The following is a 25,527-nucleotide window of genomic DNA, read 5'->3' on the forward strand; positions in this document are numbered from 1 at the left end:
TCTTAGAAGTTAAGGTTTACGCCCATTGTAACGATACGGTTATAGGTGTAAGTGTTGGAAGTGGTACCATTGAAGCTTTGGTTGACGTTCATGCCTTTTCTGGAAGAGAACATATGCAGGTTTTCTCCAGACAAGTAAACGTTGGCATCATTGCCTGTGATGTGGGAAAGCCACCTCTTGGGAACTTTGTAAGACAACGTGATATTGTTGATGTTCAGGTAAGAAGCATTGGTCAACCAACGGTCGCTGGCGCCGCTGAAATCGGAAACACGGAGATTATCCATACGAGGAACCTTGGTAATGTCTCCTTTTTTCTGCCAGCGGTTTAGGATATCTGTAGATAACGCAGTGCCATATTGGCCGCTTACCATCAGATTAGCGTAGTTGGCATCGTATACTTTTCCACCGAGTTGGTAGGTTACCGTTACTGAGAGGGTGAGGTTTTTGTAAGAGAATTCATTTAAAAGGCTTCCATAGAGTTTAGGTATGGAAGATGCTCCAGCGTACATATACTTAGCATTGCTGATAGAGCTGGTAACTGTATCCTGTGTGCCATTTTTGTTAGTGATGATCTTTGTGTTGCCAGGACTTGCTGGATTGTAGGTTTGTGCTGTATAAAGCGCATCCCCGTTATCAGGATCTACGCCATAAAAATGACGCAGGTAGTAGTCGTATATAGAATGCCCTACGCTCAACTGTTTGGTACCATCAATGATTTGTGGCTGGTTGTCGGGCATGCGGGTAATCTGGTTTTTAAAGGTGGTGGCATTTACTGTCAGGGAGTAACGGAAATACCTGGTTCTAACGATTTCTCCTCTTAATTGTAGCTCTATGCCTCTGTTGTACATATCACCTACGTTGGTGTTGATGGTGAAACCGCCACCGGTAGTACCTCCATTAGATAATGGTTGCGGTACGCTGAATATCATGCCAGAAGATTGGCGGTTGAAGTAATCGATGTTACCGGATAAGCGGTTATCGAATAAACTGAAATCAAGGCCCAGATCGAAGCTGTTGTTAGATTCCCAGGTGAGCTCGTCGTTACCGAGTGTTCCCTGAACAAAGCCTGGTTCTCCGGCATTGTTCCTGCCCAGATTATAAAATGCCTGGTAAGCATAATAGCTGATACCATCATCTTTTCTGTTACCACCGTCGTTACCTACTTTACCATAAGAAGCCCTGAGCTTCAGTTGATTCACCACATCAGTATTGAAGAAGTGCTCCTGGGCGATGTTCCAGGCGCCGCCTACAGACCAGAAGGTAGCCCAACGCACAGCAGGTGCAAATCTGGAGTTACCGTCCCGGCGCAGGGAGGCAGATAAAACATATTTACCTTCGTAATCATAATTCAGACGGGATAAATAGCTTTCTATGCGTCTTACATCCGTATAGGAAGTGGCGGTGTTGATAGTTGAAAAGTTGGGCAATTCGGTGATTCCATCTACAATCTGGCCCTGTTTATAGCCTTCCAGGAAATTGGAAGTGTAATTGTAGTTTTCGTGGCCCGCGAGTACATCCACATTGTGTTTATTCCAGCTGCGATGGAAATTCAGCAATTGGTTAAATGTGTAGCTTACTTTACGTTCGGTATAGCGGTCAGACCTGCCGGCAGGTGCGCCGTCGCCCACTATTCTATTATCATAATCCTGGTACAGGTTATTTTCAATATCCGCGCTGAAGTTAGTGGTCAACTTCAGGAAAGGGGCAAAGCTGATCTCTGCATAGGTTCTGCCGCTGATCAGATCTTTGTTCTGAATCCTTTCATTTAACAAGTTTTCATAGATGGCGTTCCTGCCTCCGGCGAAGGGTCTTCCTACGCCGAGGTCATACAGGGGGGCGCCTTTTTCATCCAGGATATAGGCGCCGGAAGCGTCGTGTTGGTGCACGGCGTAAATAGGGCCGGCATACCTGGAGAAATAGAATGGATTTACGAACCCGGTGCTGCTGGCAGTGTTGTCTTCATTTTGTTTCATGTAGCTGCCGGCGGCGTTAAGGCCTGATTTAAACCAGGTAAGTGGGTGTACGTTGAGGTTCAGGCGGCCATTAAATCTTTTCATATCAGATTTGATCAGGTAGCCTTTCATATCTGTATAGCCAAAGGAGCCATAATAATCCGATTTATCTGTTCCTCCGCTATAGGAAAGCTGGTAGTTCTGACGTGAACGGCCACCTTTTTCTGCGGCTTTGCTCCAGTCCAGGTCTTCCGGATACAGCAACTTGGCGTCAGGATTAAGATGACCATCGGCATCCAGCAATTGGCCGGCTGGAACACTAAATGGATTAGCTAACAGCAGCTGGCTAATATCGCTATAGGCGGCGCCGTTATAATTTTGTTTGCCATTGTTGGCGCCGCTGGTAAAGCGGGGATATAACCCGGATGCGATCTTGCCTGCATCTGCCAGTGGAACGGCGGTAGTGCCATATGCAAGGCTATTACGGTAGGCTTCCCACATCAGCGGGTAATATTGGTAAGCATCTACCCGGTCATATTCCTGAAGGCCTCTTCTTACGATGCCGTAGTTGGCACTAAAAGAAAGGTGGTTACGGTTTTTCTCTCCTTTTTTGGTAGTAATGATAATCACACCGTTTGCGGCCCGGGAGCCATACAAAGCAGAAGTGGACGCATCTTTTAAAACGGAGAGGGTGGCGATATCTGAAGGGTCAATGGCTCCCAGGGAACCGTCGTAAGGTACACCATCCACTACATACAAGGGGGAGCTGGAAATGGAATAAGAACCAAATCCCCGGAGCCTGATACCAGGACCGGCATCAGGAGCACCGCTGGAGTTAGTAGACTGTATACCAGGAGCTGCTCCTACGAGCGCATTAGTAACGTTGTTCAGCGGGCGTTTCTCAAAATCTTTTGATGAAATCTGTGCCGCGGCACCTGTATATACAGATTTTTTACTGGTACCATAGGCTACTACTACTGTTTCTTCCAACTGGTTGGAATTGGCAGCCAATGTTATATTCAGTTGTGTACGGCCTTGAATGGCTACTTCCGTTGTTTTATAGCCAATAAAGGAAACCAACAGGATATCATCAGCATTACAGGAAAGGGTGAAGCGACCTTTTACATCGGTGATCGCCGCTTTGGATTTATTACCTCTTATCATCACGGTGGCGCCAAGCAAAGGTTCTTGGTGTTCATCCGTTACAATGCCGCTGATCTGGATAGGAGCTACTGCACTGGTGGTAGACAGATCATTGAGGTTGCCGGACTGCTTTTGATGTTTTATCACAACGGTTTGACCTACTATTTCGTAGGTCAGCGCTTGACCGGATAAGGATTTGCGTAGTACTTCTTCCATCTCTGCATCATGTACCTGCAAGGAAACAGTTTTTGTTCCGCGAAGATCGCTGTCGCTGAAAAAGAACTGATAACCGGTTTGTTTTTCTATTTCTTTAAATACTTCCTGCAGGGAGGCATTCTTTTTAGAAATAGTAAGCTTTTGAGCTACAGCACTGGCGTATGCGCCCAGGCTACAAGTAAGCAACAGAAAGGTGATAAATTTTACGAAATGTTTGGGCCTTTGGTTCCGTGCGGTCGTTTCATGCAGGTAAAGGCTGCTGTTAGGGGACAAGATTCCCTTGTGTAAGGGCAAGGGCTTGCCATTAGCATTAAATTGCATATTTTCGTTTAGTTTGGGTTGATAAATTAAGCTGGTTGTCTATAGTCTCTACAGATGGCTCTCTGATGCAGGCCCAAATCGTTTAGCCGTTCCATCTGGTCCATGGAGCGGTTTTTTATGGGCCTTTGCATTTTGGTTGATAAGTTCGTTATTTCTTCTTTCTCATGTTGGCATGGTTGTTTTTAAGATTGAATAATGATTGTTCGGTCCTTTATTTCGAAATGTATTTTGCCCGTAGTTTCTAATATATGTAACAATTCAGATAAGTTGGCGCTGCGGGAAATCCCGCCACTGAAGGTTTCATCGACTGAAGCCTGATATTCTACCTTAATATTATACCAGCGGGCTACCTGCCGCATAATTGTATAAATATCTACGCTGTTGAAATGAAAATTCCCATTTTTCCAGGCAACTACATTTTCTACCTCCACATCTTCTAGCAGTGTCATAGCACCTGAAAGGGCTATAATAGCCTGTTCTGCAGGTTTTAGCTGTTGAAGCCTGACCTTGATGGCCCCTTCTACCAGGGTTATTTTCTGGGAAGGTTCATCCGGATATACGTTGACGTTAAAGCTCGTACCCAGGTCTTCTATGATCTCCTTGCCGGCCTTTACACGGAAAGGTTGTTTGGCACGATGCGCCACCGTAAAATAGGCTTCCCCATTAATGCTCACCATCCTTTCCTTTCCCGTAAAAGCGGTAGGGTAGGTGATAGAAGAAGCGGCGTTTAGCCATACCTGGGTGCTGTCGGGCAATACTACTTTGAAAGTCCGGCCAACCGGTGTGGTGATGGTATTGTATACAGCCTCCTGTGTTTGCGCACTGGCCTGGTAGGCTACCTGTCCATTGTCTTTAATGATCTTCGCGTCGCCCTGCGTAGCTAATACCCCGTTGTTAGTGCTGTCCAGCAAAATTTGCTGTCCGTTGGACAGGGTAAGCATGGCACCGGTAGTGCCAGGTGGCAGCTGGGCTGCCGGATTATTTGCAATAACCTGGTGTTGAACCGGCCTTAATTGCCACAATATCACATTACCTATGCCTATCAACAGTAGCACCGCAGCGGCTATCTTCCAGCGATACCGGCGGATAAAGGCCACTTTTAAAGGAACAGTTTCCAGCACGTCGATCTGTTGTACTATACGATCGTACATACGATCCCGTGTAGCCGTGTTTTCTTCTTCCGGCACTTTCCAGTTGGTGGTTTGTTGCACATGCCGGAACCAGGTTTCTATCTTTTTCTTTTCTTCTCTAGTACACAACCCCTCTCGATACCTTTTTAATAACTCCTGTGCCTCCTCCTTTTGCATAACTCCTGTTTTTAATGGATGAAAAATGCATATTTGGTAATGCCTTATTCTTTTAGTGACACAACGTTGAAAAAGGTGGTACTCCGGATAAAAGATTTTTTTACCTGATTAATAAAAGCCCCAATACAGAGAGGGAAATATCTTTCAGGTATACGCGTAATACCTTTAATGCGCGGTGTATCTGCTTGCGAACGGTTTCTTCTGAAATATTTAATTGCCTGGCTATTTCCTGGTAACTAAGATTATACTCCCGGCTGAGCCGGAAAATACGCTGCATGCGGTCCGGAAGCCTGGAAATGGCTGTTTCCATATGCATGGCCACCTCTTTACCTATCAGTTTCCTGTCAATAGTGGAGGTGATATCCTGTGCCATAAAGGAGGCCAAGTATTCAAGATAGTTGGAACGGGTAATATTTTTTTCAATATAACGGATACACATATAGTGGGCGCTGTTGTACAAATAAGTAGATAACGACGCCTGGATAGAGAGCTCTTTTCTCCGCTTCCAGAGCGAAACGAACAATTCCTGTACAATATCTTCCGCCTCTGATTGTACTTTTACAGCGTTCATAACGTAAACCAGCAACTTCTCCCAATACCTGTTGTAGATAACGGTAAATGCTTCCTTGTTATCCTGTTTCAATAACTGAAGCAATAAAACATCCGAGTAATTATGATAAGCTACATACATCATCGAAATTTATAATACGTTTATAAATCTGGTATCAAGATAAAATATTTATTTAGAAGATAAGTATAGCAGATAAAAAGTAACTAAAAAAGGAGAATTTATCAAATTATTATATTATTTAATGTGTATGTGGGCGGAGTGGATTTGAAGGCAGGGAATAAATATTACATCAGTACTATTTTAAGTGCTAGGTAGGCTTCCAAACCAAATTTTCCACATTTCCTGCCAATACCGGATTGTTTACATTCGCCCTTCACCGCCTATTAGGAGGGTAGGCCTTCCTGCTGTTCGATCCGCTAGGCGCCGGCTACGAATAGCTATATTTAGTAGCTTATTACCGGTGATATACAATAAGACCGTCCGGAAATGCCTATTGGAGATGCTGGTGTTAAATAAATTTTAATTCTTTTCTGGAAGCGGGAAATTAATCTTATTTTTTAAATATCTCTGCGAGATAAAAGTGTCCTGAAAATCTCTGTAACCCTTACTGATAGTGGGTATTATTGTGAGCAGTAGGGTAGTGCGGTGAATATAATTGACGATGCTTTGGGGGCTTAATTCATGATGCTTTTTAAGCGTTGATTTGACACAAGTAATATTATTTTATGATATTTTAGATAGGATTTTCATAATTTGCGATGCTAATTGATAACAGTGTATGCTTAGCATTGCAGAAACAGGACTGTATAATTACCTCGTCCAAAAAAATGTTCCAGGCTTAAAAGATAACGTAACTACGCTTTCTCTCAAAAGGGGAGCCCAGTTATATGGTACTTCGCAACGATTTACAGACATCTATGAAATTGTAACAGGCGCGGTTAAGTTGGGCAGTATTTCGGATAAAGGGAAAGAATTTATTTACGAGTTGGTAACGCCGGGAGAATTCTTTGGTAATCTGGCAGTGCTGAAACAGGATGATTTCTGTGAATTTTGTAAAGCATTAGTGATCACACAGCTACGGTCTTATAAGTTGCCCTTCTTTAAGCATGTGACTACACATGATCCGGAAGTAGCAGGATGGTGCTTTGCGAAGATTGTATCCAGGTGGAATAAAACAGAATCCATATTGGCAAATATCCGCTCTTATGAGCCACGGGAAAGGATTCAGGTATTGAATACAGAATTACAGAATACGAAGATCGCAGCGGCTAACCGGCTTATTTCTTTAGGTAGTTTGGTTACCTACCAGGATATTGCAGACCTCACCGCTACCACCAGACAGCTGGCTGCCGATACATTAAATGTGTTATAATGATCTGTCTGCGCATAATTTGTTTCCCCCTCATTTGCCTTCCTGGCGTGCCATTGCGCTAAATGTAAGAATCTGACATCCTTAATATTTTTATAACTATTTGGTGATCTTTACATTACCGTTTCTGCCAATTACTTCATTTACTTTTGCACCTGCTTATTAAATCTATCGGACGTCGTCGTGAAAAACGTTACGCCTAAATCTAACTTGTTCTTGTTATGAGAGTACGTATGCCGTATTTATTACTGTTGTTGATTTCTGTACTGCCTGGTTTGTCTGTAGTTGCACAAACAGCCAATCGAAGTACAGACCGCAGATTGTCGAAGTACGTAGTATTGATCAGTATTGATGGACTCAGGCCGGAATTCTATTTGGACCCTGCCTGGCCAGCGCCCAACCTGCGATTCCTGAAAAATGGCGGTGCCTATGCAGAAGGAGTAAGAGGGGTATTTCCAACGCTAACCTATCCTTCACATACCACTATTATTACAGGCGCCATGCCCGCCCGTCATGGTATTTATTATAATACTATGTTTTCAGATTTTGGGTCTACCAACACCTGGTATCGCGAAGAAAAATTTATTCAAACGCCTACTTTGTGGGATGCTGTTCATGAGGTGGGCATGACCTCTGCCTGCGTATCATGGCCGGTATCTGTGGGAGCGCCAGTAGATTACAATGTACCGGAATCATGGGAAAACGACCGTAACGGTACGGTGTCTATTAATCCGAATGTTGCGCCAGCAGGGCTTTTTGAAGAAATACAACAAAATGCCACTGGTAAATTATCTTATAGCCAGATGAACCTGAATAACCTGGCGATAGATGAAAACTTAAGCCGGATGGCAGCTTACCTCCTGAAAAAATATAAACCTAATTTCACTACACTGCACATTGTATGTGTAGACCATGCAGAACATAATACCGGTAGGAACGGAGAAGAGGTGAAGAAAGCGCTGGCTTCTGCAGACCATGCAGTGAGCAATATACTGGAAGCTATTCAGGCTGCGGGTATTGCGGATAGCACTACTATTATTATTACCGGTGACCATGGATTTTCTGACATCCATACAAGCATTGCGCCGAATGTATTGTTAGCACAACATGGTTTAATACCTGCTGGCCGCGATAAAGACGGTTGGAAAGCGATGTTCCATAGTGCAGGCGGTGCAGCTTTCCTGCATCTGAAAAATAAGAACGATAATAAAACACTGGCCAAAGTACAGGCAATATTGGATAGCGTACCTGCCGCGGTAAAGAGAATGTACCGCATTGTAGGCCGTAAAGAGTTGGACAGCATTGGTGCAGATCCACACGCAGTATTGGCTATTGCAGCGATAGAAGGGGTATCTATTTCCGGTAGTGCTACCGGCGATCTGGTAAAGCCAGGTCATGGCGGTACGCACGGTTTCTTCCCTGATTTTGCGCATATCGAAACAGGATTTATCGCCTATGGCGCAGGTATCAGCCAAGGTACCGTAATCCCTAAAATGGGATTGGAAGACATTGCACCAGTAATTACTAAACTGTTGGGTCTTCCTTTTACGGCTCCAGATGGTGTACTGTTGCCAGGTATCCTTAAATCAGCCGGTGGCCGTGGATATGGTCCGGTAATTAATGGAAACATTAACGCAGCATCTACATCTGAAGTAAAATAATAATAGTCAGTACAGGCTTCACTACGTCCGGGGTTACAACAAAATTTTACAGGATTTTATCACTGTACTGCTATTGCTATATCTATATCTATCTCTAAAAGTCACTTTTTATGCTATTGAAGAAAGCATTACTTTACTTGCTCTGCATGTTTTTATTGCCGCTGGCAATGAATGCCCAGGTTACTACAGGGTCGGTAACAGGCGTTGTTAAAGGTCCCGATGGGAAGGGGGCGGAAGGAGCCAGCATTACGCTGATTCACCAGCCTTCCGGTACCCGCTATTTGAACCGGGCACTGAAAAATGGTTCGTTTACCTTAAATGGTTTACGTGTAGGCGGTCCTTACCTGTTAAAGGTAGAATTTATGGGTTTTAAACCACAGATCGTAGAAGGATTCAACATCGCGTTGGGTGAACCTTATGACGTGGTGGTAACTTTGGATGAAAACGTTACTGCACTGAAAGGTGTAACGATTAATTCAAATGTGGTAAAACGTAAAGGGGCTACAGAAAAGAGCGGTGCTGCTACAGTGATCGACTCCAGACAGCTGTCTACATTGCCTTCTTTCTCCCGTAGTATCACCGACTTCACTAAGCTTACTCCGCAATCTAACGGTGGTAACTCTTTTGCAGGAAGAAGTGGTTATTACAACAACCTGAAAGTGGATGGTGCTAACCTGAACAACAGCTTCGGTTTGAACACTGATCCTTTGCCAGGTGGTAGCGGATCTCCTATTTCCTTGGATGCATTTGACGAATTATCTGTAAACATTGCGCCTGTAGACGTACGCCAGTCTGGCTTTACCGGTGCTGGTATCAATGCGGTAACTAAAAGTGGTACCAACGATTTCCACGGAACAGCGTATGGTTTTTACCGCGACCAGTCTTTCAACGGTAGAAATGCAGCAGATGTGAGATTGGATGCAGCTACAGCTTCTTCCAAGAAAACTGTTGGTGGTAGCTTAGGTGGCCCTATCATTAAAAACAAACTGTTCTTCTTTGTGAATGGTGAGTATGAAGTGAATTCCGGCGCCAGAATTACCAACTACGTAGCAGATGGTAGCCAGAATGCTGGTAACAAGTCATCTACGCCTTTAGATTCTATGGCAAAGCTGGCCGCTTACCTGAAAAGTAAATATAATTACGATGCAGGTGCTTATGATAACTATCCTTCTGCCGGAAAGTCTAACTATAAATTCCTGGCAAAGGTAGACTGGAACATTAACAACCATCATAAACTGACTGCTAAGTACAGCGACTTTGTGAGCGATGAAGAACCTGCTTCTATCAATGGTAACTCTATCATTGGTGGTGGTGGATTTATTTTGCCAGGAACTACTTCCGCTATTTCCACTTTGCCTAACAACCGTTTGAGCAACAAGTCGATGGTATTTGCTAACTCTGTATATGGATTTAAACATATCGTTAAAACCGGTACAGTAGAGTTGAACAGTACTTTCCGCAATATGTCTAACAGCTTATTGCTGACTGCCACTAAAGTAAGGGATACCAGGGTTACCAACAGCTCCCCTTTCCCTTTTGTGGAAATATTTGATGGTACTACTACCCCGCATAACTATATGAGCTTCGGTATAGAACCATATAGCTATAATAACGATGTAATCAATAAAGTATATAGCGTTACCGATAACTTTACCTATTATACCGGTAAGCATACCCTTACAGCAGGTGTGTCTTACGAATACCAGCTGGTAGGTAACATGTTCATGCCAGGTGCACAGAGCTATTATATTTACAACTCACTGAACGATTTCATGACTGATCAGGCTCCGCTCTATTATTCCTATGCCTATTCTATGGTGCCTGGTAAGAAAGCGGTATACTCAGCAGAACTGAAATACGGACAAACAGCGTTATATGCGCAGGATGAGATCAAAGTAACCAACAAATTTAAAGTGACGCTGGGTTTAAGAGCTGATAAACCTGTATACCAGGAAAAAGCATTGGAAAACCCTGCTATCACTGCGTTGACTTTCCCTAATAAAGAAGGTAACATGGTTCATTACAATGGTCAATGGCCTACTTCCCGTATAAACCTTTCTCCGCGTATCGGCGCAAGATGGGATGTACTGGGCGATAAATCCCTGATCATCCGTGGTAGCACTGGTATCTTCAATGGTATGGCGCCTTTTGTATGGTTAACTAACATGCCTACTAACTCTGGTATGTACCAGAACAGTGTGGCACTGAAAAATGCCAATCCTGACGAAGCAAATAAGCTGAAGGATATTAAATTCGATCCTAACGTAGACGCTTATGCAAAATTGTTCCCGCCAGTGGCAGGTGCTTCTATCCCAACCAATATCGTAATGGTAGATCCTAATTTTAAATTCCCTCAGATCTTTAGAACAGACCTGGCGGTAGATAAAAACTTAGGACATGGTTACAGCTTCACCCTGGAAGGTTTAGTGACAAAAGATATCAATGCGATTCGCATGCGTAACGCTAACCTGAAAGATCCTACCGGCATCGCCAATGGTCCGGATAACAGACCTCGTTACGTTTCTACAGCTGGTCCGGACAGATATATTTATCCAAACATCAGCTCTGCTGTTATCTTGGAGAATACCAGCAAAGGATATTCTTACGCGTTGACTGCTCAATTGTCTAAAGCATTTGCTAAAGGTTTATATGGTTCCGTAGCGTATACTTACACTCAAGCAAAGGATATCTCCGGTAACTCTGGTTCACAGGCTTACTCTGTGTGGAACTCCAACGCTACTGTAGGTACTACCAACGATCTGGAAATGAATCCATCTTCTGGTGTAGCTCGTCACAGAGTAGTAAGCATGCTGTCTTACCGCTTTGAGTACCTTTCTCACGCTGCTACTACTGTTTCATTGGTGTACCAGGGTGCGCCTAGCGGTAACATCACCTACAGAATCAACGGTGATATGAACGGCGATGGTAATAACCAGGACCTGATGTTTGTACCTAATAAAGCTACAGACCTGGTCTTTGAAGCATATACTGCTACTGTAAATGGTGTTACTTACAACTATACACCAGAGCAACAAGCTGCTGCACTGGATAAATTCATTAATAACTCTCCTTACCTCAGCAAACGCCGTGGTAAATATGCAGAAAGAAATGGTGCTATCTCACAATGGTATAATGACATTGCTGCACGTTTCATGCAAGAGTTCTATCTGAAAACAGGTAAGTCTAAACACACCCTGCAGATCACCGCAGACGTGAATAACCTGCCTAACCTGCTGAACAGATACTGGGGTATACAGAAATCTACTACTACCAGCCAACCACTGGCTTTCAGAAGCTACAATGAAAATGGCGTTCCAGTATACCGTATGCAGCAAAATAATAACGGTGCATTATACACGAATCCGTTCCAGAATACTTACGGCTCTTCCAGCACATGGTCTATGCAGTTGGGTGCCCGTTACATTTTCTAATCTAATATTGATGTCAGCATGAAAAAGATAGTTTATTTATCCTCATACTTGCTTTTTGCATTACTTACTTCCTGTACAAAAAACAATGATTTTGTTAAGGCAGAATTGGAAAAAGCATTACCTACAGTAGAAGTGACCAGTATGGGCCTGTTAAGACAGGTAGGTCCTTTTACCCCTGCCGATGTGATACAGGTAACCTTTGGCGGCGCTATTACTAAAGCTACTGCTGGTACCATGGACTTTGCCTGGTATGATGCGCCAAGCTCTGGTGCAGCTAAGCTGATAGACAGTGTGCATTTTGCTACCTGGAACGAAGCAGCTACCGCAGCTACCGGTAATAATAGTGTAACCACTACGCTGGCTCCGGCTACTTACCCGAATACAAATACGTTTTCCGGTAACATGAACCTGAAGTTGTCTAAATTAACTGGTGGAAATAAGCAGTACTCCTTGCGTATTTATGTTCGCACGGATAAAGATGATATGGCTACCATTTCACAGACAAAATTCATTACAGTAAAATAAGTTTGTTTAAAAGAGGGGTGGGGTGCTGTCTATGGACAGTGCCCGCCCCTTTGTTTATTTTGTTCCACATGAAGAGATCCATTTATCAGTTAGGAGGCTCTTTGCTGTTACTGCTGTTTGTCTTTACAGCTTCTGCACAGCAAACTGCTTCCCTGCTCCAGTTTAAAACAACAACGGAGCTACAGCAATTCCTTTCATATTCCCAACAGCGTATTCCCCTGATCAGCGCCCACCGTGGTGGCCCACAAAAAGGGTTTCCGGAGAACGCGCTCGAAACATTCCAACATAGCACCCTGTTCCAGCCAGTGATCATTGAGTGTGATATTTCACTGAGCAAAGACTCTGTGATGGTGCTGATGCACGACAACCGGTTGGATAGAACCAGTACTGGCACCGGGCTGATAGAAAGTTATACTTACGAGGAACTGCGGAAATTTAAACTGAAAGATAACGACGGGGATACTACCGATTTTCGTATTCCCAACCTCGACGAGGTATTACGGTGGGGAAAGAACAAAGTGATCTTTACACTTGATGTTAAGCGCGGGGTGCCTTATGCCAAAGTAGTTGAAGCCGTGCGCCGTTGCAAGGCTGAAGCATCCGTAGTGCTGATCACCTATAGCGCCACACAGGCAGCAGAAGTATACCAACTGGCACCAGATCTGATGATTTCTGCTTCCATTCAGCGTAAAGAAGACCTGGAAAGGTTAAACGGCCTGGGTATTCCCAGCAACCGCTTGGTGGCTTTTATCGGCGTAAAAGAAGCGGATGAAGCATTATACCAATTGCTGCACGAGAATAAAATCCTTTGCATTCTTGGTACTATGGGCAACCTTGATAAACAAGCCGTGGCCAAGGGCGACAAGAATTATTACGATTTTGTAACACGGGGCGCTGATATCCTGTCTACCGACAGGCCAGTGGAAGCAGGTCGTATGCTGCAACAGTACCGCGACGATAACCAACTGCATTCTGCACATATCAAACAACAACCTGTATCTAAAAAATAACTATCATGAAGAAGAAATATTATCGCCTTGCGCTAGCGCTGTTACTGTTGTCTGGCAGTGCAGCATATAGCCAGGAAGATACGGTACAGCATATTGTTCCTGGACGTGTAAACAGCGCGGCTGCCATGAAGCAGCCTTATGTGATCCTCATATCAGCTGATGGCTTCCGTTACGACTATGCAGAGAAATACCAGGCGGCAAACCTGTTGGGCTTTGCCCGGCAAGGTGTGCAAGCAGCTTCCATGCAACCTTCTTTTCCCAGCGTTACTTTCCCTAACCACTATACGATTGTAACAGGGTTGTACCCTTCCCATCATGGACTTGTAAACAATACTTTCTATGACCCGGAAAAGCAGTCTAACTACTCCATGGGCAACAAAGCCAAGGTGAGGGACGGTTCCTGGTATGGTGGCACGCCACTATGGGTATTGGCAGAACAACAGCAGATGATCAGCGCCAGTATGTTCTGGGTGGGCTCCGAGGCAGCAGTGCAAGGAGTGCGTCCTACTTATTACTATAACTATACAGAGAAAATAAATACAGACAGACGCATTGCTGTGGTGAAAGAGTGGCTTTCCCTGCCGGAAGAGAAACGCCCTCATCTGATTACGTTTTATCTTTCCGACGCAGACCATGCCGGTCATAAATATGGTCCGGATGCACCGGAAACAGGAGAAGCAGTGAGAACAGTAGATGCGATTGTACAGCAGTTAACAGCAGCTGTGCGTGAAACCGGGCTGCCGGTAAATTTCATCTTCGTGTCTGACCACGGGATGACCAGCGTAGATAGGGAGCATCCCATTTCTATGCCTGCCGCCATCGATACCGCTAAATTCCTGATACCTTCATCAGGTACCATGGTGGAATTGCATGCTAAAAATGCAGCAGATATCCAGCCTTTATATGAAACATTAAAGCAACAGGAAAACCATTATAAGGTTTATCTGAAAACAAATATGCCGGCTTACCTGCATTATAGCAGTACAGATGATAAATTAAACCGCATAGGTGATATCCTCCTGGTTCCTGATTGGCCTTATGTGTTTTCAGAAAGGAAACCTGGTATCGGCCATCATGGCTTTGATGCTACTGTGGTAAAAGACATGCAGGCTACTTTTATTGCCTGGGGACCAGCGTTTAAAGCGCATTTGAAGATTCCTGCTTTTGAGAATATCCATGTATATCCACTCGTTGCGCGTATGCTGGGATTAAAGGTAACCACGCCGGTAGACGGCCGTTTGGAAGTATTGCAGCCTGTCTTAAAATAAGGCTGGCAGTGGCAGGAACAACTGCACTGGAAAATTTGAGATAACAGGCCAGTGCAGTTGTTAGCCGCTGTAGTATGGACTCTTTGTAATGGTGCCCCCCGCCCACTAACTTTGATGGTTTAGATCTGGATTTAAAAGGAAGGAAATTCCCTAAAGCTTCTTTGTCGAACCGCTTCCTGGCGGCATTATTGGATGGCTTATTTGCTTTGCCGGTTTGTTATGCCGGCGAAAGAAAGTAGGGGATATGGCAGCTAAAACGCAGGTAATTAATACAGCTGATTACTATGGAGAACTTTCTTAATTAGTAAGATAATTAACTTAAAAAGGCGTCTGTTCACAGGCGCCTTTTTTATTGCCCCTGTGTGAATATGGAGATGCCGGAGAACATTGGCTATAATTTCTATATCTCTACTGCGCCTCCACTGCAGTAACGGGGGAAATATGATTTTAATGTTTACCCGGAAGGAACAGTTGTACCAATTTTTTCCTTTTGCGTAAACAATTTTCCCGTTTCGATTAATACCCTTTTTGTTTTCCTGTTAGCTTTGTTTCCGTTCTGAATTGAAAAACTTTTATCATCCCATTGATAAAGGTTAGTGCCCTTTTGACCGATTATATTTTAAAGGAATACCAGATATTGATGTAATACGCAATAACTGCCAACCGAGCTATTGGGTACCGTGAGCCCTTTTGTAATCCGACTCCTGGAACCCTGTTTCATAACCCTTAAAGAATCATTAATGGAACCTCAGTTTTTAACTTCAATGGTGAGCCCGGCATCCAACACTGCCAACCGTCCTCCTATGGCGCCGGACATCATTACCATTACTGCTGACGAACGGCAGGAACTCACAAGGATAGGAAAGACTTTAAGAAAAATCTATGGACACTACGAAAACCCGGAATACATATCTATACTGCACTTGAATGCTTATAAGATATTACCGGAGCGTATTGCTACATTATTAAGCCGTTTAGGCACCGATTTTTCGACGCAGCAATATGGTGCTGTTATTCTCAAAGGGCTGGTGGAAGTAGACCAGCATGCACTGGGGCCTACGCCTCCCAGTTGGCGGGAAATGGAAGCTGATAAAATGGTGGAATATGGTTTTATTTCTTCTTTGCTGCATGGCGCTGTTCCCTCTAAACCAGTGGAATATTTCGCTCAGCGTAAAGGAGGCGGTTTATTGCACGCCATTATTCCGGAAAATAATATGGCCTATTCCCAAACCGGCGCTGGCTCCAAAACTGAATTGTTTGTGCATACAGAAGATGCTTTCCTGTTCCATGCCGCCGATTTCCTCAGTTTTCTTTACCTGAGGAATGAAGAAAAAGTACCTTCCATGCTGTATTCTATCCGTTCTCACGATAAGTCGGACCCCGTACTAAAAGTGTTGTTTGAGGCGATTTACAAATGTCCGAAAGATGCGAATTATGCAGTAGAAGATGCCAATGGGGAAGGTACGCTGACAGCTGTTTTGTATGGCAATGCAGCAACGCCTTTTATACGTTTTGATGCGGCAGAGCAGATCTATAATATAGAAGCAGGTCAGAGCCCGGAAGCGATGGAGAACCTGCTAGCCTTCTGGCAGGAAGCAAGGGCCCGTATCTATAACGATTTTATTCCCGAGGCGGGCGATCTGATCTTCGTTAATAATCATCTCTGCGCCCATGGACGTAATGCTTTTATAGCAGGTTTCCGCGAGGAAAATGGCGAGATGGTGCCCTGTGAGCGCCGTCTGATGCTAAGGATGATGAGCAAAACAAGCCTGATACATATACAATCAGTGGCGCATCCCGAAAACCCCTACCTGGTGATGGAAGAACATTACGGGAAGATATATGCGCGGTAATCAACAGTAATAACCAATACTATCATTAAAGAACACCCTAAAAAAGAACTAATGGATACAGCTACTATTGCCGCATTTGAGGAGATGACCATACTGCCTCCCGTTGATACTGATAAAGCTATTTTTAGTGCTGCTACCGTACAGGAATACAATACCGCCATGCAGGCAGCCCTGGAGTTGGTAGCTACGTTCCTGGAGCGTACCAAAAAACCTTTTAGCGGTATTACTCCCCAGGCATTGGCAGCGGTTTTTGAGACTGTTGATGTTGATACCCCGCTGCCCGATTATAAAAGCTTATTGGAAGAAGTGGATAAATTATATGTAGAACATGCTACCGCTTTCCACCTGCCCCAATATATTGCCCATCTCAATTGTCCGGTAGTGATCCCGGCGCTCGCCGCGGAAGTACTAGTCAGCGCTATCAACTCCTCCCAGGATACCTACGATCAAAGTGCAGGTGGTACCTTGATGGAAGAAAGGATCATTGCCTGGACAGGGCGCGAGCTGGGCTTTGACGCCGATTGCGATGGCGTTTTCACTGCCGGCGGCTCCCAAAGTAACCTGATGGGATTATTGTTGGCAAGGGATCATTATGCGATGCGCTATCTGCAGCATAATATTAAATTGAATGGTTGCCCGCCGCAGGCAAGCCGTTTTCGCATATTTGTTTCGGAAAAGTCGCATTTCAGCAATCAGAAGAATGCTGCCCTACTCGGATTGGGAGAACAGGCGCTGGTGGCCGTTCCTACAGATAGCCGTTTCCGTATGGATGCTGTTCTCCTGGAAGCCGCTATCAAAAAAGAGATAGCAGCGGGCAATATTCCAATCGCTATTGTAGCTACTGCCGGAACCACCGATTTCGGTAACCTTGATCCATTACTCGCTATTGGTCACATCGCTGTGGCATACCATCTTTGGTATCATGTAGATGCCGCCTATGGATGCGGGCTGCTGCTCACCGATAAATACCGCTATCTCCTGAATGGTGTAGAACTGGCCAATTCTGTTACAGTAGACTATCATAAATCCTTCTTTCAGCCTATCAGCAGCAGCGCCATTATTGTAAAAAATAAACAGTCGCTGGATATTATCCGCCATCATGCCGATTATCTCAATCCGGAAGAACAGGACTATGATGAATTACCAGCATTGATTAATAAAACAGTGACGCAAAGCACTCGTCGCTTTGATGCCCTCAAGCTTTGGTTTACCCTGCGATTGATGGGTAAACAACAATTGGGTAATTACACCAATACCATTATAGATACTGCTGAGCAGGCAGCCTGCCTCCTGGAAAACGACAGCGATTTTGAACTGTTATGTCATTCCGACCTGGGTGTGTTGGTATTCCGCTATAAACCAGATTTCGTAGCCCCGTTAGCGTACGACGCTTTTAACCAGAAGATCAAAAAGTCGCTTTTCTCTAGTGGTGAAGTACTCCTGGCCAGCACCCGGGTAAACGGTCTTTTCTACCTGAAATTTACCATCCTTAACCCACTTACCACTATCAGCGATATCCAGCAAATTTTAACCACCATTAAAAGACATGGAAAAAATGTTCTTCAATAACAACAACCTACGGGAAACAGCCCTGCAGCTGAATTTCTCTATATTGATAAATAATGCCTGCCGGGAGCTAAATAACAATTCCTATTACGATGGCATACCCAGGTACGACCCTGTGTTGGCAGAACATTTTAATGCCACTGGCCATACCTTACACCTGAAATTCAATTTTCCGGAAAGTAGTGCTGAAGTATATGTGCCGTTAAAATACGCAGCGGTTACCCGCCGGCATCAATATGATTTTCCTGTAGTGGAAAGAAATACTACTGCAGACAGTATCGCTATCATAGGTCCGGAACGTTTCCTGGAACTCGTAGCTGCCCATGCCCGCCTTACCCATGAACAGGCTAATGCGGCGTATATCCAGCAGCGCCTGCACAACAGCATAGATAACATCGCTACTTTCCTGACGCATTTCCAGGAAACAGGGAAAGTAACGAACAAGGCGGAAATGACTTTTATAGAAGCAGAACAACTGTTGCCAGCCGGGCATACCACTCATGCGCTGAGTAAAAGCAGGGAAGGCTTTTCTGTAGATGACCTGCTGCAGTATTCTCCAGAAACAGGGGGCCGTTTTCAACTACATTATTTCTTGTTACATCCGGAGCTGGTGATAGAGCAACAGGCGAAAGGGCAACTACCCTCCGGTATTTTCCGCGACCACCTTAATGAATATACGAAAAAAGATAACGGGATACAATCACTGCTGAATAAGCATGCCGATTGGAAAGTAACGCTAACGCATCCATGGGAGGCCAATTACCTCCTGGAGGATGCTACTGTAAAGGAATTGATCGCCAAGGGGCTGCTGTACAACCTGGGGGCATGGGGGCCACTATTTACAGCTACTTCTTCTGTAAGAACGGTATACCATGAAGAAAGCAATTGGATGTACAAGTTTTCTTTGCACGTAAAAATTACCAGCGCGGTAAGAATAAATTATTTGCATGAATTGCAAAGAGGTTATCAGGTATCTTGCTTGTTAGCTACGCCACAGGGACAACAATTGCAGGAAGAAAATCCTACTGTTGCCTTTACTGGAGACCCGGCTTTTATCGCAGTTGTTTATGAAGGTAAGGTGATAGATGGATTTAGCACCGCTTTACGCGAAAACCAGTTTATGAAGGAACGGGCAACCCTGAACGTTGGACTGCTGGCTTCTTTTTGTCAGGATGCCTTGCCAGGACAAGTGCCTCGTATCGTAAATGTAATAGAAGGCGTAGCAGCACGTGCCCTTAAGCCTATAGAACAGGCGGCAGAAGAATGGTTTACGCGTTACCTGCGCTTGTTGCTGGAACCTGTGTTGCGTATCTTCAACCACTATGGGCTGGCCTGTGAACCGCATCAGCAAAATACGTTGTTGGAGCTAGACAGTGACCTGTTCCCTGTTAAAGTATATTTCCGCGACAACCAAAGCTTCCTTTTCAGAAAGGCTAAACAGGAATTGGTAGCGGAAATGCTGCCCTCATTAATTGCTAATAATAAAGACTTTCTTCCAGATGAGCGGTTATTTGAATTGTTGACGCACTATCTCGTGATCAGCAACCTGGTAGGCTTGATCAATGTAATGGGTGCCAATGGCCTGGCAGAAGAAGATAAACTGCTGCAGATCCTTTACCGTGAACTGGAAAGCCTGGTACCCGGAGATGAAAGTGGTTTTGCCGACTACCTGTTAAAGCGCCGTTATTGGATGGGGAAAGCTAACCTGCTCACCGCCCTCTGTAATATAGACGGAGGGGAAACGCCTGCCGCTGTAGCGCATATGAACTATCCTAATGTGCTGCACCGGAACTTCTTTTCCAGGCAATTGATTGACCCGGAAGGGAAAGAGGTGATTTATAGCCGTTATTTCCCTAAAGAAGAAGTAGTGATCAGCATCCGCCCTATAGACCTGGACCGCGATCTGGAAATGCTGCATGAATGGTTTAACCGGGAACATGCCATTAAGATCTGGCAAATGAACTGGCCAATCCGGCAATTGGAGCATTACTACCGCACCTTGCTACCCGGTGAAATGATGTACAGTTACATAGGGGAAGCTAATGGCGAGCCTACTTTTAATATTGAAGTGTATTGGGCTATCCGTGATATGGTAGGCGACTATTACGATGTATTACCCACTGATTACGGTACCCACCAGTTTATTGCGCCGGTAGACCCTAAAAAGAAGTATGCTTCTCCTTCTACCCAATGCATGGTAGATTATGTATTTGCCCAACCGGAGGTAGGTAAGATGGTGGGAGAAGGGGCGGTAGATTCGCTGGCTTCCATGATGAATAAAGCACATGTAGGATTTAAGATAGAGAAGGTGATTGAAATGCCGCATAAACGAGCTAACCTGAACTTCTGTTATCGAGAATGGTATTGGGCCAAATTCCCACAGAATAAAGACATCCTTATCACGCCGGTGGCTGAAGTCCCCGTAAAAGAACTATAACATGAGTACCCCTCAAATATATACGGTGGCCGGCATTGGCATAGGTCCCTTTAACCTGGGACTGGCTGCGCTTACGGCTCCGCTAAAAGAGATCAAGGCCATCTTTTTTGACCAATCGGATGAATTCAACTGGCACCCCGGACTCCTGTTCAGTAACGCCACCTTGCAAACGCCTTTTCTTTGTGATTGTGTTACGATGGCTGATCCTACCAGCCCTTACAGTTTTCTTAATTTTCTGAAAGAAACCGGGCGGTTATATAAATTTTTTATACGGGAAAATTTCTTTGTATTAAGGAAGGAATATAACCGCTATTGTAAATGGGTGGCCACACAATTGCCTGCCTGTAAATTCTCGCATCAGGTATTGCTGGTAACCTATACAGCTGGGCTATACGAAATTACTGTGCAACATACGGCTACAAAAGTAATAAGCACCTATTACGCGGAAAAACTCGTATTAGGTACCGGTACAGTGCCGGCTATGCCTGCATTTAGTGCTACCGTCAACGGCAGTCAGGTGGTGCATACGGCTAACTACCTGCATCAGCGGGCATCATTACTGGAACGTAATAGCGTTACACTGATAGGCTCTGGGCAGAGTGCGGCTGAAGTGTTTTATGATCTCCTGCAACACCGGTCCGGTCATCTTTCTCTCAACTGGTTTACCCGGCCCGATCGCTTTTTTCCGATGGAGTATTCCAAGCTTACCCTGGAGTTGACGTCTCCCGATTTTGTGGACTATTTTCATGGCATGCCTGCCCGCAAAAGAAAGGATATGCTTAAACAACAGCAATCACAATTTAAAGGAATCAACTATAGCCTCATCAATGATATTTACGATGCCCTGTATGAAATGAGTGTAGAAGATGAAAATGTACGGGTAAATATTCAACCAGGGGTGCAATTGAATGATATCCGTGATCACGCTACCGGTGGATTGGAACTGAACCTGGAGGAACTGGCCCAGCAGCAATCGTTTACTGTTTATACTGATGCGGTGATATTAGGCACTGGCTATAAATACCATGAACCGGCATTCCTGGAGGGTATACAAGAACGGATAGCCCGCAACAGCGATGGTAGTTTTAAGGTGCACCGGCATTATGCGATCGATCAAAACGGGAATGAAATATTTGTGCAGAATGCGGAAACACATACGCACAGCCTCATCTCCACAGATCTGGGGATGGGCGCTTACCGCAATTCCTGTATTATTAATCAAATTGTCGGAAGAGAAGTATATAAGACAGAAACGCGGATCGCCTTCCAGGATTTTGGCGTACCGGCATCCTTGCGTTCAACAGCTGTTATATCGTAACGCATCATTTACTTAAGCTCCTTAATTTATGACGAGTATAGATACTTTTCACACATTGCCCCACCTGAGCCGGGAAATATGGCAACAGGTAAATTTGCAGCTAATCGCTAAAAGCATTGCAGAGCTTTTACATGAGCAGGTGTTGCAACCTGAAATTACTGGTAAGGAATATGATGAGCGTACACATTTCCGGTTAAATACCGACCAGGAGAACCACTATTATACTTTTACTGCCAGTCCACGCATGCTCGATTACTGGCATGTATATCCCGGATCTATACAAAAACATGAAGACGGGCGTCTGGTTGATACTATATCCGCTACTGCGTTTTTTGTGGAGCAGCAAGTATCGTTGGGCCTTAAGCCATTTACGCTTGCCCGTTATATAGAAGAGGTACAGCATACATTATATGCTGATGCTTATTTATGTTTCCGGGGCCGCATGGCCGCCTCCCAACTCGCTGCGGCGGGTTATCAGGAAACGGAGCACCGCATGGATGGACATCCCTGGGTGATTGTGAACAAAAGCCGTATAGGCTTCGACGTAAATGACTATAACCGTTATGCGCCGGAAGCCGACCAGACTATCCATTTGTTATGGATAGCGGTACACCGGAGCAGGGCCGTTTTCAGTTCACTCGGAGAAATAGAGGAAACCAATTTCCTGCAACAGGAATTGGGAGAAGAGGTGGTGGATGCCTTTCGGCAAAAGCTTACTGCAAAAGGCCTCAACCCGGATAATTATATTTTGATGCCGGTACATGAATGGCAGTGGCATAATAAGCTGTTGATGCAGTTTGCAGGGGATATTGCCCATCAACTACTGATACCACTGGGAATAGGGAAAGATATTTATTCGCCTCAGCAAAGTATCCGTACTTTTTATAATGTTAGCCATCCGGAAAAGCATTATGTAAAGATGGCGGTGTCTATTCTGAGCACTGGTAATATTCGCGGCTTGTCGCCCCGTCAGATGTTGATAGCGCCCCGTATTACGAAGTGGGTGAAGGATATGCTGGACAATGATCCTAAGTTAAAAAAAATGGGCCTGATCTTATTAGGAGAAGTTGCCACGGTAACTTACCAGCATCCTGGTTATCATGCCATCACTAATGCGCCTTATCAATTTAATGAAATGTTGGGCGTGCTGTGGCGGGAAAGTGCCGCCAGTTATTTGCAGGCAGGCGAGAAAATGATCACAATGGCTTCCCTGTTGTATGTCGACGATCAAGGCAATAGCTTAGCCGGCGCATTGGTGGCGCAATCTGGTCTTACTACGGCAGCCTGGCTCCGCGCTTATCTGACCGCCTATCTGACACCTTTGCTGCAGATCTATTATCAACATTCCCTTTGCGTAACCCCACATGGTGAAAACATTATCCTGGTAATGCGTGATCAGGTGCCGGTAAGGATTATCATTAAAGATTTTGTAGACGATATTGTGTTAACTACCGAAGCAAAAGAAAAGCTGCCACCTGAATTAGCCAGTGGGTTGATACAATCTTCCAATAAGGAAAATATACCCTTGTTTATCCTGCTGGGTGTATTTGATGCTTTCTTCCGGTATCTCGCAGATGTTTTTCATACTTATGGACAGTTTGAAGAACATGCTTTCTGGAAGCTGGTAGCGGAAGTTGTGGTTAGCTATCAATCAGAGCATCCGGAGTTGGCCGATCGTTTCCGTAAATACGATCTCTTTACGCCTTCTTTCAAACGTTTTTATATCAATAGCCTACGGCTATTGCATCATGGTTATGAAGACCGCACCGATTTTGCTATTCCACCTAAAGGAGGTGTTTTGGTAAACCCATTGGTGCAAGTAACAGAAGTAGCGCTGAATGTAGCGCCATAAACAGGTTTTTAATTTACCAGATTATATAAGATGAGAACAATACTGGCACAAACACGATCTTTTTTTACCCTCTTCCGTGCAGCAGTGTTAGGTACGGAAAAGCAATTTACTACGGGAGGTATTAACAGGGCCATCATCCTGTTATCTGTACCGATGGTGATGGAGCTGTTCATGGAATCGCTTTTCGTATGTACGAACCTGTTTTTTGTGAGCCGGCTGGGGGCAGGAGCTGTGGCGATGGTAGGAACCGTTGAAACTGTGGTATCTTTTGTATATTCTGTTTCCATTGGATTAAGTATTGCAGCTTCCACTACCATTGCCAGAAGGATAGGTGAAGGTAAGCCTAAAACGGCAGGTCTTACCGCCATGCAGGTTATTTATACAGGGCTGGTTGTTTCGCTGCTCATAAGTCTGGTATTATGTTGTTTTAACCAGGAGATACTACGCCTGGTGGGTATTTCGGAAACGCTGATACAAATGGATCACCTGTTTTCGAGGTTAATGTTTGGTAGCATCTTTTTTCTGATTATGCGGATTGCGGTAAATGGCATTTTTCGGGGGGCGGGTGATGCGGCAATGGCCATGCGTACTTTGTGGCTGTCTAATACGGTGAACATTGTTTTATGCCCGTTGTTTATTTTCGGATGGGGCCGGGTACCAGCCATGGGTTTAATGGGCATAGGCCTGGCGGCCGTAGTGGCCCGGGTAGTAGGAGTCTTGTACCAGGCTGTTTATCTGTTGCGTGGTAAATCTGTGATGTGCATCAGCAGAAAGCAATTGCTCATTGTGCCTGGCATTATCCGGAAGATTATACAACTGGCTTTTGGTGGAATGCTTCAATACATGATCCCTTCTTCCAGTTGGCTGCTGATGATCCGCATTGTATCGCACTTTGGAGGCGATGCTTTGGCTGGTTACGTAATAGCGCAACGCATCAGTTCTGTACTCACCATGCCGGCATGGGGCATTGGCAATGCGGCAGGAATCCTTACTGGTCAGAATATGGGAGCTGATCAGCCGGAAAGGGCTGAGCAGTCTGTTTGGAAAGCAGGGGTTATTAATACCTGCTTTTTGTTGTTGGTGGCTGTTGGCTGGCAGTTTTTTGCCGATCCGGCTGTAAGTTTCTTCACCAACGTGCCTGCAGTGGCAGGCAATGCGGTAACTTATCTACATTATATCTCCATTGCGTATATTCTTTTAGGTTATACTATGGTGATTTCCAGGGCGCTTAATGCCGCAGGGGAAGTAACCAAGGTAACGTTGTTGTATATACTCATGTTTTATATCACCCAGCTGCCATTGGCCTATCTGTTAGGGATATTTCTGGATATGGGCCCCCATGGTATATTCACGGCAATCTTGTTGTCGGAAATTGTGCTGGCGGCCAGTTGTATCATCGTTTTCAGGAAAGGAAAATGGAAACTGAAAAAAGTCTGATTTATTAATTACAAATCTTTAAATGCATATAGACATGAATAACTCGCAAAAATTGTTTGAAGTAATGGCCGTTGCTTTGTCGATCCCTGTAGATACGGTTACTGATGATATGGCCTACCAGGGTATCCCTGAATGGGACTCAATGACTCATCTGGAAGTGGTGGCAGGTATAGAGCAGGCTTTCAGTATCGGCATCGATATGGAAGATGTGCTGGAAATGGGCAGTGTAGGGAAGATCAAAACATTGTTACAGAAATATAATGTGGTTTTCGCCTCATAAAATAATCAGC

Annotated in this window: 16 protein-coding genes; 13 read left to right on the forward strand and 3 right to left on the reverse strand. The window is 44.7% G+C overall.

Features of this window, described 5'->3' with window-relative positions:
• Positions 1 to 2 precede the first annotated feature (2 nt).
• From ACDQ55_RS14690 to ACDQ55_RS14700, 3 genes are all read right to left on the reverse strand, one after another.
• Positions 3 to 3,632 (reverse strand): TonB-dependent receptor, encoded by a 3,630-nt coding sequence (locus tag ACDQ55_RS14690; RefSeq protein ID WP_420982160.1) that lies wholly within the window; start codon positions 3,630 to 3,632, stop codon positions 3 to 5.
• A gap of 182 nt (positions 3,633 to 3,814) precedes the next feature.
• On the reverse strand, positions 3,815 to 4,939 hold the full coding sequence (locus tag ACDQ55_RS14695) for a FecR family protein (protein ID WP_420982161.1): 1,125 nt from the start codon (positions 4,937 to 4,939) through the stop codon (positions 3,815 to 3,817).
• A 100-nt stretch (positions 4,940 to 5,039) separates the two neighbouring features.
• The gene (locus ACDQ55_RS14700) at positions 5,040 to 5,633 is read right to left on the reverse strand and encodes an RNA polymerase sigma-70 factor (RefSeq protein ID WP_420982162.1); all 594 of its coding nucleotides are present in this window, start codon (positions 5,631 to 5,633) and stop codon (positions 5,040 to 5,042) included.
• 655 nt (positions 5,634 to 6,288) lie between these two features.
• Here ACDQ55_RS14700 and ACDQ55_RS14705 point away from each other — a divergent pair.
• From ACDQ55_RS14705 to ACDQ55_RS14765, 13 genes are all read left to right on the forward strand, one after another.
• Positions 6,289 to 6,882, forward strand: a complete 594-nt coding sequence (locus ACDQ55_RS14705) for a Crp/Fnr family transcriptional regulator (protein ID WP_420982163.1) — start codon at positions 6,289 to 6,291, stop codon at positions 6,880 to 6,882.
• Positions 6,883 to 7,100: 218 nt separating this feature from the next.
• Positions 7,101 to 8,540: an alkaline phosphatase family protein gene (locus tag ACDQ55_RS14710; RefSeq protein WP_420982164.1), complete on the forward strand. Its 1,440-nt coding sequence runs from the start codon at positions 7,101 to 7,103 to the stop codon at positions 8,538 to 8,540.
• A gap of 110 nt (positions 8,541 to 8,650) precedes the next feature.
• On the forward strand, positions 8,651 to 11,971 hold the full coding sequence (locus tag ACDQ55_RS14715; protein WP_420982165.1) for a TonB-dependent receptor: 3,321 nt from the start codon (positions 8,651 to 8,653) through the stop codon (positions 11,969 to 11,971).
• 18 nt (positions 11,972 to 11,989) lie between these two features.
• A complete protein-coding gene (locus ACDQ55_RS14720) occupies positions 11,990 to 12,496 on the forward strand; it encodes a hypothetical protein (protein WP_420982166.1) in 507 nt (168 codons plus the stop codon).
• A gap of 68 nt (positions 12,497 to 12,564) precedes the next feature.
• Positions 12,565 to 13,506 carry a glycerophosphodiester phosphodiesterase family protein gene (locus tag ACDQ55_RS14725; protein WP_420982167.1) on the forward strand — a complete coding sequence of 314 codons (942 nt, stop codon included), beginning with the start codon at positions 12,565 to 12,567 and terminating at the stop codon, positions 13,504 to 13,506.
• A 5-nt stretch (positions 13,507 to 13,511) separates the two neighbouring features.
• A complete protein-coding gene (locus ACDQ55_RS14730) occupies positions 13,512 to 14,774 on the forward strand; it encodes an ectonucleotide pyrophosphatase/phosphodiesterase (RefSeq protein ID WP_420982168.1) in 1,263 nt (420 codons plus the stop codon).
• 740 nt (positions 14,775 to 15,514) lie between these two features.
• A complete protein-coding gene (locus ACDQ55_RS14735) occupies positions 15,515 to 16,627 on the forward strand; it encodes a taurine catabolism dioxygenase TauD (protein ID WP_420982169.1) in 1,113 nt (370 codons plus the stop codon).
• A gap of 51 nt (positions 16,628 to 16,678) precedes the next feature.
• Positions 16,679 to 18,196 carry a pyridoxal phosphate-dependent decarboxylase family protein gene (locus tag ACDQ55_RS14740; protein WP_420982170.1) on the forward strand — a complete coding sequence of 506 codons (1,518 nt, stop codon included), beginning with the start codon at positions 16,679 to 16,681 and terminating at the stop codon, positions 18,194 to 18,196.
• The gene (locus tag ACDQ55_RS14745) at positions 18,174 to 20,630 is read left to right on the forward strand and encodes a GNAT family N-acetyltransferase (RefSeq protein WP_420982171.1); all 2,457 of its coding nucleotides are present in this window, start codon (positions 18,174 to 18,176) and stop codon (positions 20,628 to 20,630) included. The genes ACDQ55_RS14740 and ACDQ55_RS14745 overlap by 23 nt, the downstream gene beginning before the upstream one ends.
• A 1-nt stretch (position 20,631) precedes the next feature.
• Positions 20,632 to 21,948, forward strand: coding sequence for a lysine N(6)-hydroxylase/L-ornithine N(5)-oxygenase family protein (locus ACDQ55_RS14750; RefSeq protein WP_420982172.1), 1,317 nt, complete (start codon positions 20,632 to 20,634; stop codon positions 21,946 to 21,948).
• 28 nt (positions 21,949 to 21,976) lie between these two features.
• On the forward strand, positions 21,977 to 23,800 hold the full coding sequence (locus ACDQ55_RS14755) for an IucA/IucC family protein (protein ID WP_420982173.1): 1,824 nt from the start codon (positions 21,977 to 21,979) through the stop codon (positions 23,798 to 23,800).
• Between the two features lie 30 nt (positions 23,801 to 23,830).
• Positions 23,831 to 25,237: an MATE family efflux transporter gene (locus ACDQ55_RS14760; protein ID WP_420982174.1), complete on the forward strand. Its 1,407-nt coding sequence runs from the start codon at positions 23,831 to 23,833 to the stop codon at positions 25,235 to 25,237.
• Between the two features lie 34 nt (positions 25,238 to 25,271).
• Complete coding sequence (locus ACDQ55_RS14765) at positions 25,272 to 25,517, forward strand: acyl carrier protein (RefSeq protein WP_420982175.1); 246 nt, start codon at positions 25,272 to 25,274, stop codon at positions 25,515 to 25,517.
• Positions 25,518 to 25,527: the final 10 nt, after the last annotated feature.

Source organism: Chitinophaga sp. 30R24 (assembly GCF_049056765.1).
Classification (GTDB): Bacteria; Bacteroidota; Bacteroidia; order Chitinophagales; family Chitinophagaceae; genus Chitinophaga.

Excerpts from the sequence above, each read along its gene's own strand:
- ACDQ55_RS14690 (WP_420982160.1), bottom strand. The coding sequence starts at position 3,632 with ATGCAATTTAATGCTAATGGCAAGCCCTTGCCCTTACACAAGGGAATC.
- ACDQ55_RS14695 (WP_420982161.1), bottom strand. The coding sequence starts at position 4,939 with ATGCAAAAGGAGGAGGCACAGGAGTTATTAAAAAGGTATCGAGAGGGG.
- ACDQ55_RS14700 (WP_420982162.1), bottom strand. The coding sequence starts at position 5,633 with ATGATGTATGTAGCTTATCATAATTACTCGGATGTTTTATTGCTTCAG.
- ACDQ55_RS14705 (WP_420982163.1), top strand. The coding sequence starts at position 6,289 with ATGCTTAGCATTGCAGAAACAGGACTGTATAATTACCTCGTCCAAAAA.
- ACDQ55_RS14710 (WP_420982164.1), top strand. The coding sequence starts at position 7,101 with ATGAGAGTACGTATGCCGTATTTATTACTGTTGTTGATTTCTGTACTG.
- ACDQ55_RS14715 (WP_420982165.1), top strand. The coding sequence starts at position 8,651 with ATGCTATTGAAGAAAGCATTACTTTACTTGCTCTGCATGTTTTTATTG.
- ACDQ55_RS14720 (WP_420982166.1), top strand. The coding sequence starts at position 11,990 with ATGAAAAAGATAGTTTATTTATCCTCATACTTGCTTTTTGCATTACTT.
- ACDQ55_RS14725 (WP_420982167.1), top strand. The coding sequence starts at position 12,565 with ATGAAGAGATCCATTTATCAGTTAGGAGGCTCTTTGCTGTTACTGCTG.
- ACDQ55_RS14730 (WP_420982168.1), top strand. The coding sequence starts at position 13,512 with ATGAAGAAGAAATATTATCGCCTTGCGCTAGCGCTGTTACTGTTGTCT.
- ACDQ55_RS14735 (WP_420982169.1), top strand. The coding sequence starts at position 15,515 with ATGGAACCTCAGTTTTTAACTTCAATGGTGAGCCCGGCATCCAACACT.
- ACDQ55_RS14740 (WP_420982170.1), top strand. The coding sequence starts at position 16,679 with ATGGATACAGCTACTATTGCCGCATTTGAGGAGATGACCATACTGCCT.
- ACDQ55_RS14745 (WP_420982171.1), top strand. The coding sequence starts at position 18,174 with ATGGAAAAAATGTTCTTCAATAACAACAACCTACGGGAAACAGCCCTG.
- ACDQ55_RS14750 (WP_420982172.1), top strand. The coding sequence starts at position 20,632 with ATGAGTACCCCTCAAATATATACGGTGGCCGGCATTGGCATAGGTCCC.
- ACDQ55_RS14755 (WP_420982173.1), top strand. The coding sequence starts at position 21,977 with ATGACGAGTATAGATACTTTTCACACATTGCCCCACCTGAGCCGGGAA.
- ACDQ55_RS14760 (WP_420982174.1), top strand. The coding sequence starts at position 23,831 with ATGAGAACAATACTGGCACAAACACGATCTTTTTTTACCCTCTTCCGT.
- ACDQ55_RS14765 (WP_420982175.1), top strand. The coding sequence starts at position 25,272 with ATGAATAACTCGCAAAAATTGTTTGAAGTAATGGCCGTTGCTTTGTCG.